This is a genomic window from Sphingobacterium suaedae, assembly GCF_042684625.1.
In the GTDB taxonomy this organism is placed as follows: Bacteria; Bacteroidota; Bacteroidia; order Sphingobacteriales; family Sphingobacteriaceae; genus Sphingobacterium; species Sphingobacterium suaedae.
In genome coordinates this window covers 989,785-1,004,834 of the sequence record NZ_JBHULR010000003.1, presented here as the reverse complement: position 1 = coordinate 1,004,834, position 15,050 = coordinate 989,785, and the positions used below count along the sequence as shown (strand labels likewise).

16 protein-coding genes and 1 riboswitch are annotated in these 15,050 nt (G+C 43.5%); of the genes, 11 read left to right on the top strand and 5 right to left on the bottom strand.

The features are described from left to right. Positions 1–34 precede the first annotated feature (34 nt). Positions 35–97, bottom strand: a riboswitch (Fluoride riboswitch). A gap of 63 nt (positions 98–160) precedes the next feature. The 4 genes from ACFSR5_RS07820 to ACFSR5_RS07805 all read right to left on the bottom strand — a co-directional run bounded on the left by ACFSR5_RS07820 (position 161) and on the right by ACFSR5_RS07805 (position 3,594). After that, entirely contained in the window at positions 161–538 is a 378-nt protein-coding gene (locus ACFSR5_RS07820; RefSeq protein ID WP_380902407.1) for a DUF423 domain-containing protein, read from the bottom strand. Between the two features lie 12 nt (positions 539–550). Next, positions 551–1,372, bottom strand: a complete 822-nt coding sequence (locus ACFSR5_RS07815) for a thioredoxin domain-containing protein (RefSeq protein WP_380902405.1) — start codon at positions 1,370–1,372, stop codon at positions 551–553. A 661-nt stretch (positions 1,373–2,033) separates the two neighbouring features. After that, a complete protein-coding gene (locus ACFSR5_RS07810; protein WP_380902403.1) occupies positions 2,034–2,624 on the bottom strand; it encodes a YceI family protein in 591 nt (196 codons plus the stop codon). 100 nt (positions 2,625–2,724) lie between these two features. Then, positions 2,725–3,594: a helix-turn-helix domain-containing protein gene (locus ACFSR5_RS07805; RefSeq protein ID WP_380902401.1), complete on the bottom strand. Its 870-nt coding sequence runs from the start codon at positions 3,592–3,594 to the stop codon at positions 2,725–2,727. A 131-nt stretch (positions 3,595–3,725) separates the two neighbouring features. Here ACFSR5_RS07805 and fucP point away from each other — a divergent pair, with 131 nt between their 5' ends. The 8 genes from fucP to ACFSR5_RS07765 all read left to right on the top strand — a co-directional run bounded on the left by fucP (position 3,726) and on the right by ACFSR5_RS07765 (position 11,772). Next, positions 3,726–4,985 (top strand): L-fucose:H+ symporter permease, encoded by a 1,260-nt coding sequence (fucP, locus tag ACFSR5_RS07800; protein WP_380902399.1) that lies wholly within the window; start codon positions 3,726–3,728, stop codon positions 4,983–4,985. A gap of 40 nt (positions 4,986–5,025) precedes the next feature. After that, positions 5,026–5,355, top strand: coding sequence for an L-rhamnose mutarotase (locus ACFSR5_RS07795; RefSeq protein WP_380902397.1), 330 nt, complete (start codon positions 5,026–5,028; stop codon positions 5,353–5,355). A gap of 4 nt (positions 5,356–5,359) precedes the next feature. Beyond that, positions 5,360–7,024, top strand: a complete 1,665-nt coding sequence (locus tag ACFSR5_RS07790; protein WP_380902395.1) for a UxaA family hydrolase — start codon at positions 5,360–5,362, stop codon at positions 7,022–7,024. Positions 7,025–7,043: 19 nt separating this feature from the next. Further along, complete coding sequence (locus tag ACFSR5_RS07785) at positions 7,044–8,360, top strand: alpha-L-fucosidase (RefSeq protein WP_380902393.1); 1,317 nt, start codon at positions 7,044–7,046, stop codon at positions 8,358–8,360. 1 nt (position 8,361) lies between these two features. Beyond that, a complete protein-coding gene (locus tag ACFSR5_RS07780) occupies positions 8,362–9,126 on the top strand; it encodes an SDR family NAD(P)-dependent oxidoreductase (RefSeq protein ID WP_380902391.1) in 765 nt (254 codons plus the stop codon). Between the two features lie 100 nt (positions 9,127–9,226). Then, entirely contained in the window at positions 9,227–10,084 is an 858-nt protein-coding gene (locus tag ACFSR5_RS07775; protein ID WP_380902389.1) for a fumarylacetoacetate hydrolase family protein, read from the top strand. A gap of 66 nt (positions 10,085–10,150) precedes the next feature. Then, on the top strand, positions 10,151–10,978 hold the full coding sequence (locus tag ACFSR5_RS07770) for an amidohydrolase family protein (protein ID WP_380902387.1): 828 nt from the start codon (positions 10,151–10,153) through the stop codon (positions 10,976–10,978). Between the two features lie 5 nt (positions 10,979–10,983). Next, complete coding sequence (locus ACFSR5_RS07765; protein WP_380902385.1) at positions 10,984–11,772, top strand: SDR family oxidoreductase; 789 nt, start codon at positions 10,984–10,986, stop codon at positions 11,770–11,772. Between the two features lie 28 nt (positions 11,773–11,800). On the opposite strand, the gene ACFSR5_RS07760 is transcribed toward ACFSR5_RS07765, so the two are convergent. After that, positions 11,801–12,709: a cation diffusion facilitator family transporter gene (locus ACFSR5_RS07760; protein WP_380902383.1), complete on the bottom strand. Its 909-nt coding sequence runs from the start codon at positions 12,707–12,709 to the stop codon at positions 11,801–11,803. Between the two features lie 185 nt (positions 12,710–12,894). Between ACFSR5_RS07760 and ACFSR5_RS07755 the strand changes: the two genes are divergently transcribed. The 3 genes from ACFSR5_RS07755 (at position 12,895) to ACFSR5_RS07745 (ending at position 15,044) form a co-directional block, all read left to right on the top strand. After that, a complete protein-coding gene (locus tag ACFSR5_RS07755; protein WP_380902381.1) occupies positions 12,895–13,272 on the top strand; it encodes a YkvA family protein in 378 nt (125 codons plus the stop codon). A 151-nt stretch (positions 13,273–13,423) separates the two neighbouring features. Next, entirely contained in the window at positions 13,424–14,902 is a 1,479-nt protein-coding gene (locus ACFSR5_RS07750; RefSeq protein ID WP_380902379.1) for an alanine/glycine:cation symporter family protein, read from the top strand. After that, positions 14,880–15,044 (top strand): hypothetical protein, encoded by a 165-nt coding sequence (locus ACFSR5_RS07745; protein ID WP_380902377.1) that lies wholly within the window; start codon positions 14,880–14,882, stop codon positions 15,042–15,044. The genes ACFSR5_RS07750 and ACFSR5_RS07745 overlap by 23 nt, the downstream gene beginning before the upstream one ends. Positions 15,045–15,050: the final 6 nt, after the last annotated feature.

The following is a 15,050-nucleotide window of genomic DNA, read 5'->3' as shown; positions in this document are numbered from 1 at the left end:
ATTTGTAATAACCCAACCGGTTGAAAATTATTTCAATAAAGTAGACATCATCAGCTTATTAAGGCGGTTCAAGGCAGATATCATTGCCACGGTGCTACAAACTTAGCAAAAGCCATACGAAATTACAAACACCTGTGCCGGCATGTGGACCATGATAACGTTATGGCAGAAAACTGATCAGTAGACTGATCCAGCCGCTTAGCAAAAACAAGCCACCTATCGGCGTTATGGGGCCTAAAAAACGTAAACGAACGTTCCAGTATGTAGCAAAAGAAAGAAAATAGATGCTAAACGAGAACAGAAATGTGCCAATAGCAATGCCATAGTATGCCCATTGGACAGCCGTTTGTTCCACATCGGCTTGGTAGCCTATAATGAGGAGGCTGAGTGCACCGTACATCTGATAACGTACACCCACTTCGAACGTGGCCAGTTTCTCATCGGTTAATATTTTTCTAAATGCGTGTGCTCCAAACGCACCTAATATAATAGCTAAGATACCGTAAATGGTTGCGGTGATCAAAATGACTTGATGCATAATTCTATTTATTTAATGCTTACGAATGGCTTGTTGTAGGGCGGCTTCGTCGATGGCACCGGTATGGTCCCAAACGAGTTTTCCATGTACATAGAGCTGAAGCCGAGGAATACCACCTATTTTTAGTTGCTTAAGAAGGTCTTGGTGTTGATCGGCATCCATATAATGAACACGAATATTTGTTGTTTTATCCTGTTCTATTTTCTTCAGTAGTGGTTTTATAGCTTGGCAAGGAGCACACCAGTCGGCGGTAAAATCAATTAATATCCGTTTTTGAGATTGTATTAATTTTTGAAAGTCTTGTAGACTAAAATGTGTTTTTTCTACGTCGGAACCTGTGTTAGCCATGCCTAACTCTTGATCTCGCATTTTTAACAAGCCACCCTGCAATTCATAGACGCGGAAGCCTCTTTCGTTTAAATAGGCCGCAGCTTTGGCACTTCTCCCTCCGCTTAAGCAGAATAGATATATGGGGACGTCGATACGTAGTTGGCCAACGAACTCTGAAAAAATCAGGCTATCATTCCAGTTGACGTTTGTTGCATCCGCAAGGGTACCTTTGGCGAATTCTTCGGGTGTACGGACGTCCAGCAAAATGTTTTTTTCCTGTTTGATGCTATCCAGAAATGCCGACACCTTGAGCTTTGTTTGTCCGAGTGTAAGGTGGACAACGATAACATTAAATACCACTAAAAAAATAATTCCGAAACGAGTCATATACAAAGATACGTATTCCGATTGGAAGGTGTTAAAATTGAATTCGCTAAAAAGTTGGAAGGAGAGGGGATCATGCCGCACAATTTTAATAGGGTCCGAGTCGATTTCATGAAACATTCGTCTTTTTAAGCATTTGCCAAGGAGACGTATCCGGGGCGTGTTCGAGACTTATTTGAGACTTGTTCGAGGCCTGTTCGGGATTTGTTCGGGATTTGTTCGAAGGCTGTTCGGGATTTGTTCGGCTGGCTGTCGAAGACCCGTCGAACAACAGTCGGACAACAGTCGACCGAGAGGCAATGCCGTCTCGAAGTTGTGTCGGAGTGGAGCCCTAGTTGTGCGGGAGCTAAAACGGACTTGAACGGACTTTAACGGACTTTAACGGACTTGAACGGACTTTAAGAACATAGAGAAGGGTATATAGGGAAAGGTGTAGGATTTCTCAAAAATAAATATTTGGTATGTTAGAAGCAAAATAAATTACAAAAACTAATTCCTGTTCATACAGGGCCGTAAGAAACTGCGTCTCATGTTCTTTACGTTTGACGGTTGATAAACATTTTTAACAGTTGACGGCACGAAGACCGACCTGTACGCACGAATAATATCTCCTTACGAAGGCGTTAAGGCATGTGTTTTCAAAAAATAACGTTAAAAAAGGGGTAGAATTCCGCTGCAAATTAACATTCGGTGTATTCTGGCGGAATTTTACCCCCTGTGTATCGAGTCTAATGGTTAGAGCAATTTCGTTCGGGACCTGTTCCTAAAAAAGGTGAGCACGTTAATTTTTGACTAACTCCGTATTAACGACGATTTCTACTTCGGGCGCCACGGTAGGCACACCGGTGGGTAGCATATCGTTATATTTCAGGTCGAAATCAAATCGGTTAATGCTTGTCTTCGCTGTAAAACCAGCGCGTGTTTTTCCCCATGGATCCGTAATAATGTCACCATGTTGAACGACGCTGAAAACAACGGGTTTGGTTACATTGCGAATGGTTAAGTGGCCGGATAATGTATAGTTCCCATCATTTGATTTCTTTAACACCGCATTGTTCAGCGTCATCTTCGGAAAATTCGAAGCATCAAAAAAATCTGCACTTTTCAGGTGATTGTCGCGGGCTTCCACACGCGTGTCCATACTATTCACATCGATTTCGAACGTAATACTTGCTCCGTCAAAACTGTCTGGTGATTTTGTTTCCATCGAACCTTTCAATGTTTTGAATTGTCCATCAACCATGGAGATCCCTAAGTGCTTGACAGCGAAGCGGGCATTTGTATGTACTGGATCCACAGTCCATTTAACTTGTGCAAAGGCAACGTTAATTAAGAGCGTTGCTACAACGAATAGTTTGACTACATCTTTCATGTTTTTTCTTATTTTATTACTGTGGCAAATTTCTGTCCTTAAACAAAGAGATGCATTGATGTAGGATAAGAAATAAAAAAATAAGAATCTCTGTGGGGTTCTAGTCGTTGGTTTGTGTCATCGTGCGGAAGGCTGATGGGGTTACTTGTGTAACCGATTTGAATATTTTGTGAAAGCTTACAAAATTTTGAAAGCCGCATTCCAAGCAAATTTCTTTGACGGAAGAGCGTGTTTCTGTTAACAATTTACAGGCCTGACCAATACGAATTTCGTTAACAAACTGAATGAAGGTTTTTCCGGTTCGTTGTTTGAAATAACGACAGAAAGAGTTAGACGTCATGCCGGCCAATTGTGCAATTTCTTCCAAGTGTATTTTAGATCTATACTGCAAACGAATATGCTCCATAATTTTGTTCATCCGACGATAATCCTCATGCTGTTGCGGATGCTGATAGGTAGAACTAACGAGCTTTGTCAATGGTGAAATTCCAGAGATGTAATCGAGCATCGTCACCAAAGCAACGAGACGTTGTAACGGAGTTTTTTGATGAAAGGTCTCGAAAAAACCGGTAAAGAACTGGTCAGAAGCTTGAAAAACGAGCGCTCTTTCTGCTTTTTGATAAATGTGTTTAAGCGGACTAGCCTCAGGGAGTGTAAAGAAACCTGGGCCTAAGAATTCAGGGTGGAAGTGGATGACCCGAATATCAGCCGATGCGAGCGCGTCATGGTGCATATAAACTTCATCAAATAACCAATAATGTGGCGTGTTTGAGCCAATTAATACAATGAAATCATCTGAAAATGGTTGGATGCAATCGCCAACGAAGAATGTGCCTGCCCCTCTTTTTATATAAATGAACTCCAGCTCTTCATGGTAATGCCATACGTTATGGTTTTGGGGAAGATGGTCGTGTCGCACCGTCACAGCGGATTGTGTTGCCTGCGTATGGGCGAGCCGTTGAATGTACATGTACTAATTTATTTATTCTTCAATACGTGTAAATATAAAACAAATATGTTAATATTGTTTAATAACTCGGTAAAATAGTTCACTTTCATCAGGATGAATTAGCGTAGTTTTACGTTTCCAATGTAATTCCTATGGCACAGACAAAAAAATATACCTTAGCGATTATTTTAATTACCTCTCTGTTTTTCTTTTGGGGGTTTATCCATAATTTGGATCCGATTCTCATTCCTCATTTACGTAATGCGTTCAGCCTATCTCATTTCCAAGCTTCTTTAGTGGATTCAGCTGTTTTCATTGCCTATTTCGTGCTAGCCATTCCTGCCGGGATGATCATGAAGCGCTATGGATATAAAGCGGGCATTATTGTTGGATTGGCCTTATTCGCACTTGGTTGTTTTCTCTTTGTGCCTGCAGCAAATACCATTAATTATGTATTCTTCTTGGGCGCGCTTTTTGTTGTCGCTTGCGGCCTAGCTATTTTGGAAACCGCCGCCAATCCGTATATGACAATTTTGGGCGATCCATCAAAAGCGACCCAGCGATTGAATTTTGCACAATCCTTTAATGGACTTGCAGCATTTGTTGCTCCTATTGTGGGCGGCGAATTTATTCTGACCGAAGCGCCAAAATCGGCAGAGGAAATCGCAGCGTTGAGCGAACAGGCTCGAACCGCCTATATACAGGCGGAAACATCATCCGTTAAGGGGCCTTATTTGATTTTAGGGATTATCATTCTGGCGATTACAGCCGTCTTTATTTTTACAAAGTTACCAGATGCCAAAGAAGACCAGGAAGGCGAGCGTCGTAGTGTGTTCAGTGCCCTTCGCCACAAAAACGTGATGTGGGCCGTAATTGCTCAATTTTTTTATATTGGGGCACAAGTGTCTGTCTTAAGCTTTTTGGTGATGTTTGCCACGGATGTTGCTGGGATTGCTCCGGCGGACGCGAAATATTATTCAGGAGCCGCGGGGTTGGCTTTCATGCTCGGGCGATTTATCGGCACTTTCTTTATGCGCTATATTGCACCCACAAAATTGCTATTGGTATACGCATTCGTTGCCATCTTGCTCACGTTTGTCGTGATTTATGGTAAGGGGATAGCGACGGTTTACGCGTTGGTCGGTATCGCATTTTTTATGTCGATTATGTTTCCGACAATTTTTGCCGTCGGGGTAGAGGGCATCGGAGCAGAAACAAAATCAGCATCCAGCTTAATTGTCATGTCTATTGTGGGGGGAGCGGCAGTACCACCGTTACTTGGGCTTTTGTCGGATACGATAGGTAGCTTCCAATTGGCGTACTATGTGGTATTAATTTGTTTTGCCGTCGTTGCACTCTTCGCTTGGAGTAACAAACAAAGCGAAATCACCGAGGCGTCGGGCGGACATTAACAGTAGGCAAAGCGTAACTATAAAATAAATAAAAAAGAATATGAGACGATATGCATTGGGATTAGATTTGGTGGAGGATCCCCAATTGATTAAGGAGTACGAGGCGTATCACCGCTCTGTGTGGCCGGAAATAAAAGCATCCATCCGCGACGCTGGAATCGTGCACATGGAAATCTATCGGTTTGAGAATCGTCTATTTATGGTGATGGATGTAAGCGATGATTTTACATTTGAACGGAAGGATGCCATGGATGCGTCGAATGAAAAAGTACAAGAATGGGAGAAGTTGATGTGGAAATACCAACAAGCGATACCTGGTGCAAAACCAGATGAAAAGTGGGTACTGATGAATAAAATTTTTGAGTTATAATAAGATGAAGAGAGAGCGATTAGCGTATGTACAGATCCATCCCAGCGATAACGTTTTGGTGGCTCTGCGCGATCTAGAAAAAGGATTCGTTGTGGATTTTAACGGGCAACAGTTTCCATTAGTAAATAACGTGGCCGCTAAACATAAATTTACGATAACGGAACTTCGAAGGGACGCCTCTGTTTTTATGTATGGTGTCCTCGTTGGCAAAATGAATCAGGATGTAGGACAAGGGGAAGTTATTAACACGGATAATCTACGACACGCTTCGGAAGATTTTACGATGGGACGACGGAAGCTAGTGTGGACTCGCCCGGATGTGTCGGCTTTTTTAGGGAGAACATTCGATGGGTTTCACCGAAGTAATGGAACGGTCGGAACGGCTAACCACTGGCTTGTCATTCCACTCGTATTTTGTGAAAATAGAAACGTACTGACACTGAAAGCGGCATTAGAAGAAAAACTGGGATACCAGGTCGAGACAAAGGACTATTCGGACGAGGTGGACGCACTGATTGCTCGTTACAAAGCGGGGGCATCGACGGAAGAGCTTCTCGCGGTAGACCTATCGTCGGCAAAGGCTAGCCAACGGAGTCAACGTTTATTTCCGAACGTCGATGGGGTTAAATTTCTGAACCACGATATGGGATGTGGCGGAACGCGTATGGATTCAGACGCCTTATGTGGTTTGTTGGCCGGCTATATTACCCATCCGAATGTTGCCGGCGCGACTATCTTAAGCTTGGGGTGTCAGCACGCGCAAGCGTCTATCTTGCGCAACGAAATTGCACGACGAGATCCCCATTTTGATAAACCATTATATATCTTCGAACAACAACTTGAAGGAACCGAGCAGGAGCTGATGCAGAAAGCTATTAAAGCTACATTTGCCGGATTGACTATCGCTAACCGGCAGAAGCGAAAGCCAGCATCTCTCGACAAATTGTGTATTGGTTTAGAATGTGGAGGATCGGATGGATTTTCAGGTATATCTGCAAACCCTGCACTGGGTTATCTTTCAGATATGCTGGTCGCGTTGGGTGGATCTGTGATCCTTGCCGAATTTCCCGAGTTGTGTGGTGTCGAACAAGAGTTGAGCGATCGGTGTATCGATGAAGAAACCGCAGAAAAATTCATGTATCTCATGAAAACTTACAATGCGAAAGCAGAAGCGGATGGATCCGGTTTTTATATGAACCCCTCACCAGGCAATATTCGGGATGGACTAATTACCGATGCCATTAAGTCGGCAGGCGCCGCAAAAAAGGGAGGCACCTCGCCGGTCGTGGCGGTAGTTGATTATCCGGAGTTAGCAAACTATCCAGGGTTAAACCTACTTTGCACGCCAGGAAACGATGTTGAAAGTACGACTGCGGAAGTTGCTGCAGGCGCCAATATTGTCCTTTTCACTACAGGGTTGGGAACGCCAACAGGTAATCCAATTGCACCGGTAGTCAAGCTGTCAACAAACACCAAAACGTTTGAGAAGATGCCCGATATCATCGACCTTAACTGTGGTTCTATTATCGATGGCGAGGAGACAATCCCGGAAGCAGCTTGCCGTATTTTAGAGTATGTTATCCGTGTAGCTAGTGGAGAAGTGCAAACCAAGGCCGTCCAATTAGGACAGGATGACTTTATCCCTTGGCGTAGGGGCGTGTCTTTGTAATTCATAAACACCTAACTATATGATGATGAAAAAGCTATCCATTTTAACTGTTTTATTTTGTTTGTTGCAAACGAGTTTTGCGCAATCGACGTATGCGCCGAGTCCCGAAAATATCGAAAACAGGGCTTGGTTTGAAGACGCTCGCTTTGGGGTATTCATTCACTGGGGCGTTTACTCCGTATTGGGAGATGGCGAGTGGGTTATGAACCAGCAGAATTTGGGGTTGGAAGAATACGGACTATTGCCCAAATTTTTCAATCCCATAGATTTCGATGCGAAGGCTTGGGCAAAGCTGTTTAAGAATGCGGGAGCGAAATACATCACATTTACGACGCGACACCACGACGGATTCTCCATGTGGAATTCTCAGGCGTCGGATTATAACATCGTAAAAGCCAGTCCTTTCAAACGGGACATCGTAAAAGAATTGGTAGAAGCTTGTCGTTCGGAAGGTATAAAAGTAATGTTTTATTATTCATTACTCGACTGGAAACGCAATGACTACCTACCTTTTGGTGGAACCGGACGAGGAATCGCGGGGCGCGATGAAAAGAAGGGAGATTGGAATAGTTATATCCAGTTTATGAAGGATCAATTGACTGAGTTATTAACAAACTATGGTCGCATCGATGGAATATGGTTTGATGGACATTGGGATAAAAAAACGGCAGACTGGCGTTTTGAAGAAATTTATTCCTTGATACATAAACTGCAGCCTCAGTGTCTCGTTGGTAACAATCACCACCTCGCACCGTTTCCCGGTGAAGACTTTCAAATGTTTGAACGGGATCTGCCGGGAGAAAATACGACCGGCTTTGGCACCGCTTCTGATCATGTAGGACAGCTACCAAAGGAAGTATGTGGAACGATCGCCGGCTCATGGGGATTTGATATCAAGGATCGTAAACGAAAATCGTTTCATGAAGTGCTCTCGTATCTAGTGAAAGCTGCCGGCTATGGCTCGAATTTACTGTTGAATGTTGGTCCTATGCCGAACGGTGAAATTCAGGATTACCAGCAAGAGCGGTTGACGGAATTAGGAGCATGGTTGAAAACGTACGGAGAAACCATTTATGGTACAGAAGGAGGGTTTGTTCGTCCAACGGATGATTATGCATTAACGAAAAAAGGAAATACGGTTTACCTGCATATCTTAAACCCGAACAAAAGGACGTTGATGATTCCTGGATTCACGTATAAACTAGCATCGGCAAATTCGTATGACGGAAAGACGAAAGTGAAATATTATCAATTGGACAAGGATATTTTGGTTGTTCAAGTGCCGGAAGAATTGCAGGATCCTAACGATTTAATCGTGAAGTTAAGTATAAAATAATATGTTAAAATTAGAGAACAAAGTTGCCATTATTACCGGCGGCGGTAGCGGAATTGGGCGTGCAATCTCCGAACTTTTTGCGAGTGAGGGAGCGTATGTACACATTTTGGATTTGAATACGGAAGGAGCCGCTGACGTCGTAAAGACCATCGAATCACGAGGAGGAACTGCTCGTGTGCATGCATGCAATGTTGGTAATCAACAAGAAGTTGTAGAAATTGTACAAGCTATCGGGCAAGTCGATATTTTAGTAAATAATGCCGGCATTGCGCACGTCGGAAACTTAGAAAAGTGCGGTGAAGAAGATTTCGAACGTGTTTTTCAAGTCAACGTCAAAGGAGCGTACAACGCGTTGTATGCGGCCATACCCGCTATGAAAGCGAATGGCGGTGGGGCTATTCTCAATTTGGCGTCGATTGCGGCTGTGGTTGGTATTGCTGATCGTTTTGCCTATTCGATGAGCAAGGGAGCTATCTACGCAATGAGTATGTCGATCGCGCGCGATTATATGGCCGATAATATTCGTTCCAATTCAATTTCTCCGGCCCGTGTGCACACGCCGTTTGTGGATGGATTTATAGCGAAAAACTATCCCGGTCAGGAAGCCGAAATGTTTGAAAAATTATCCAAATCTCAACCTATTGGCAGGATGGCTACGCCAGAAGAAATTGCTAAATTGGCCTTATTCCTATGTTCCGACGATGCCGGATTTATAACTGGGAATGACTATCCTATTGATGGAGGCTTTATCAAATTGAATAATTAATGAGAGAAGTATATAGACAGCGGCAACGGATAATACCGAGATTGATGTTTATATATAAGATTCTTGACTAGGCTTATTTAAATATTAAATACAAAAAAAAATGAAGTTAATACGTTTTGGAGAATACGGAAAAGAAAAAATCGGTGTTCAGATTGACGGTGTACGCTACGATGTGTCTGCTTTCGGGGGAGACTACAACGAGCAGTTTTTCGCGGAAAATGGATTGGCAAGATTGGAGGAATTTGTAAAAGCGAATGTTGGTAACCTCGTGGAAATTCCAGAGGGATCCCGTCTAGGGGCGCCATTTGCTCGCCCGTCCAAAATTGTTTGTATCGGACTCAATTACAAGGATCATGCTGAAGAGACGGGTGCAGCGATTCCGGCGGAACCCATTATCTTTATGAAATCGACGACGTCGTTGGTGGGCCCATTTGATGAGATTACCATTCCGAAGAATTCGAAAAAGACAGACTGGGAAGTGGAGTTTGGTATTGTCATCGGAAAAAAGGCAAGTTATGTTGAAGAAGTAGAAGCACTAGATTATGTGGCAGGATATGTGCTTCATAATGACGTTTCTGAACGTGAGTTTCAAATCGAGCGCGGAGGAACTTGGGATAAAGGTAAAGGCTGTGATACGTTTGCGCCGATGGGACCGCATATGACAACCGCAGACGAAATTCCAGATATCAATAACGTCCGGTTGTGGCTAAAGGTAAACGGTAAGACCTATCAAGATGGGAACACCTGCAACCTGATTTTTTCGGTTGCCCACGTGGTATCTTACGTTTCCCAGTTCATGACGCTTCTGCCAGGAGATGTTATCTCGACCGGAACGCCTGCAGGAGTGGGACTTGGTTTTAATCCGCCTATCTATCTGAAGGCAGGCGATGTAGTCGAGCTGGGCGCAGATTATCTAGGCGAATCCCGTCAAGAAGTTGTGGCTTACTCGGGTAGATAATCGTGGTCTCCAGACGAGCTATGCTCTCTGGAGACCCTTTTTTAAAAATTAGACTTTATATAACCTATGCGTATTGACTCTCATCAACATTTTTGGATTTTTGATGCGGAACGTGACACTTGGATAACCGAGGAGATGGCTGCTATTCAACGTAACTTTTTACCTACTGATTTAGGTCCTGTATTAAAAGCCAATGGTGTGGACGGTGTCGTCGCCGTACAAGCCTCTCAATCTCATCAGGAAACTCAATTTCTGGTCGATCTTTCGACGATGTATGCCATGATAAAAGGTGTTGTTGGATGGGTGGATTTACAATCGGATAACATCCAGGACTATTTGGAAAATTTTAAACGTTTTCCAATTATCAAAGGCTTCCGTCATGTAGTGGAAGCGGAGGATGATCCAGATTTCTTGATCCGTCCATCGTTTCAACAGGGGCTTCGGCAGCTGACGAAATTTGGTTATACTTATGATCTACTGATTAGGCCTCGGCACTATGAAAGTACCTTGACATGTGTTCAGCAAAATCCCGACCAACGTTTTGTCCTTGATCATATGGCTAAGCCATCGATCAGAACGAAAGAATTTGATACCTGGGCTGGATTTATCGAAAGGCTGTCGACTTTCCCGAACGTTCATTGTAAAATATCGGGACTGGTCACGGAGGCAAATTGGAAGGAGTGGACAATCGATGACTTCAAACGCTATATCAACCATACGGTACAGTCGTTCGGAAAGGAGCGCGTTATGTTTGGAACGGATTGGCCCGTATGTTTGGTTGCAGCTTCCTACACCGATGTGATGGCCATCGTTCAAGCGGGGCTGGTCGATTTTTCAGAGGAAGATCTTGCCGCTTTTTGGGGAGGAAATGCCGTCCGTTTTTATAACTTGTAAAGAATATGGATTTAAACTTAAAAGATAAAGTGATCATCGTGACTGGAGGAGCGAAAGGAATCGGTAAAGCGATTGTTATTGCTTTGGCTAAAGAAGGTGCTATTCCGGTTATTGTTGGTAGAAAACAGTCAGATAATGAGCTTGTTAGAGAGGAAGTTGTTGAGTTAGGTGGACAGGCCCTGTCCTTAGAAGCCGAACTCTCACAACCCACGGCATGTAAGCTTGCCGTAGACGAGGTGCTGCGGGTGTACGGACGCATTGATGGCCTGGTGAATAATGCCGGACATAACGATGGGGTTGGGCTGATATCTGGAAATTACGAGCAGTTTGTGGATTCCCTTCATAAAAACCTAATTCATTATTACTTGATGGCGCACCACTGCGTAGATGCGCTGCGGGTTTCTCGAGGAAATATTGTGAACATTAGTTCTAAAACTGCAGAAACAGGACAAGGCAATACTTCCGGCTATGCCGCATCAAATGGTGGACGCAATGCCTTAACAAGAGAGTGGGCAGTGGAGCTTTTACCATACCATATTCGTGTGAATGCCATTATCGTAGCGGAATGTGCAACGCCTCAATACGATTCATGGATTCAGACATTAGACAATCCAGAAGAAACATTACGAAAGATAACGGATCGCATTCCGTTGGAGCATCGGATGACCACACCAGACGAAATTGCCGATACAGCCGTATTTTTATTGTCGGACCGGTCAAGTCATACGACCGGTCAACTGATCCATGTGGATGGGGGGTATGTGCACCTCGATCGCTCCTTAATTAAAGAATAGTTTACCACAAACATGCAGCAGCAGGCGTTTAACGCCTGCCGTTGTATTTTTGGATATGGACCGTATGTTCGTTGAACGGTTCAATATGTACAAAAACATTCCCGATATTATCTAACTTGGACATCAGATAATCTTTCAAATTGTGGGCGATTTCATGTCCTTGACGAACTGTGAGGTTGGGATCGACTACCGCATGTAGGTCAATCTGAAACAGCATACCGATTTTGCGGATATAGCATTTTTCGATGAGTAAAACCCCATCCACTTGCAACGATTGCAAACGCACCTCTTCTTCGAGTTCCCCATACTGATGTTCGTCCATAATTTCGGCCAAAGCCGGACGAAATATGCCGTAGCAATTGTAGATGATGAGTCCAGAGGCAAATAAAGCGGCCCAATCATCCGCCGCTTCATACCCCTTACCACCAAACAAGGCAATGGAGATACCGATAAAAGCAGCTACTGATGTGATCGCATCACTTCGATGATGCCACGCATCGGCTTTTAATGAGGAACTATTCAACAACTTACTTTTTCGGATGATGATACGGAAGGATGTCTCTTTCCACAAAATAATACCACCCAAAACAAATAGCGTCCACGGTTTAGGCAATCCGTGAGGCGTTTTGATGTTGTGAATACTTTCCTTCGCAATGATGAATGCCGAGACAACAAGGAATATAACAACAATAAACGTAATTAATGGTTCAATACGTCCGTGCCCGTATGGATGGGTTTCGTCCGCTGGTCGTTTCGAATATTTTAAACCCAATAAAACTAGAAATGACGAGAAAATATCGGCGGTGGATTCGATAGCATCGGCGATAAGCGCGTAGGAATTTCCAAAAAAACCAGCTAACCATTTCAATAAAGCCAATGTAAAATTGGTTAATATACTGAAGTACGTGGTTCTTATAGCCTTATCCGCGTTTGACATAGCCTAAAATTTTCTTCAAAGATAGGGCATTTTCTGAAAGAAGGATACGACCGCAGAAAAATTGCAAATCATTCCTGTCGCTATCTGATAAAAGCGAGGCGCTCCATAAATGAACATGGGCTGTACCATGCCGAGCGGTGTTGCCGAAACTAGGCACAATCAAAAAAAGTAGTATATTGCATGCAATGAAGAAATTGAGATGGCAAAACGCGGTGCTTCTTTTCGAACAGTTTCGTAAACACTCGATATCCGCGGAAGATTTGGACCGAGCTAATGAGAAGGCGTCGCATTTAGACGATCGGATGGATGACTTTAAGTTGTTGATTTGCATGTGCCGAGATAGTATGTCTGGTCGTTATAAAATAAGCAAATGGAATTTGTCTGTTCTTGTTGGTACAATAATTTACGTACTCTCCCCCTTAGATGCTGTACCGGATATAGTGCCTATACTGGGGTGGATTGATGATGTTAGTATAGTGGGGTATGCGATTAGTAAATTGGCGGAAGAAATGCGCAATTACCGTTACTATCGGGATAATGCGCAATTATCTGATACTATTTAATCGTTTTGTAGGTAAACGAATCGTATTTTTATCGTTTTTTCCTTGTTGTGCAGCCTGTTATATTATTTAATAGAAAAAACGTGGCGTTTTTTACAGAAAAAGTCTTTTCTTTACGTAAAATATAACACGTAATAACCAATATCATCCAAGAATGGAAAGTGTCGTCAAAATAATATCCAACGCCGTGTGGAGCAATGTCTTTATTTATCTTTGTTTGTTCACAGGTCTTTATTTTTCAATCCGCACAGGCTTTTTGCAAGTACGCTATGTAAAAGATATGTTGCGTTTGCTGTTTGTTAAACGGGATTCCGATAAAGGAATTTCATCTTTTCAGGCATTTGCACTGGCGATTTCTGGTCGGGTGGGAACAGGCAACATCGTTGGAGTGGCTACAGCGATATTCATGGGAGGCCCGGGTGCCGTATTTTGGATGTGGCTAATTGCATTTTTAGGTTCTGCATCGGCCTTTGTCGAGGCCACGTTAGGACAGGTATATAAACAAGAAATTGATGGAGAGTATCGCGGAGGTCCCGCATACTATATTGAGAAAGGGCTGGGTGTAAAATGGTACGCCATTTTGTTTGCCGTGGTTACCATTATAAGCACCGGCTTTTTACTTCCGGGCGTTCAGAGTAACGCGATTAGTGGTACGGTTGCGAATGCATTTGATCTCCCTATGCGTACAATCTCTTGGCTGGGGCTTGAATTTCCTATCAATTGGGTAGGAATCGTGGTGATTGTCTTGCTGTCGTTGATCATTATCGGCGGTGTCAAACGTTTGGGGCAAGCGTCGGAGTATATTGTTCCTTTTATGGCTGGGGCGTATATTTTGATGGCTATGGTGATTATCGCTTTAAATTTTTCCCAAATACCCACGGTCTTTAAACTTATATTCTCGTCTGCTTTTAGTATGGATGCGACATTTGGTGGTATTGTTGGAATGGCCATTGCTTGGGGAGTGAAACGTGGAATTTATTCAAACGAGGCTGGACAAGGTACGGCTCCTCATGCCGCGGCAGCGGCAGAAGTCAGGCATCCTGCCCAACAAGGATTGGTTCAGGCGTTTTCGGTGTATGTAGATACGTTATTCGTCTGTACAGCAACAGCCTTGATGATTTTATTTACAGGCATGTATAATACCGCGAGTACGTTAGATAAAAATGGGAATGCGTCGACCTTCGTCGTCGAACACGTTCCGGGGTTACAGGCGGATGGATTTACGCAGGCTGCCATTGCTGATCATTTTCCGGCAATAGGTAATCAATTCGTAGCCATCGCACTGTTCTTTTTTGCGTTTACCACCATTATGGCTTATTATTATTATGCGGAGACGAACATCGCTTATATTTTCAAAAAAGGAAATAGAAAACTGGTTATTTGGATTTTGCGGATCGGTTTTTTGGGCGCGACTTATTTTGGAACTGTAAAAACGGCAACGCTGGCATGGAATCTTGGAGATATAGGCGTTGGGCTTATGGCTTGGGTGAATTTGATCGCTATCTTGTTGTTGAGCAAAACGGCCATGAAGGTTTGGAAAGATTATCAGAAAAAGCGGGGTGCCGGAATCTTAGAGCCTGATTTCGATCCCAAGGAGCTACAGATCAAAAATGCAGACTTTTGGGAAAAATAACATACAGGGGCAGTCGTTGTACCGAGCATCTGTAAAAGATGTTGACGATAAAGACGGTTATAAAATAGGGGTAGCGTATCGGTTGCTAGGCGATACCAGCACAGGTGGTGGCGAAAACAAGCACAAAAGCAATAAAGGCTAATATGAC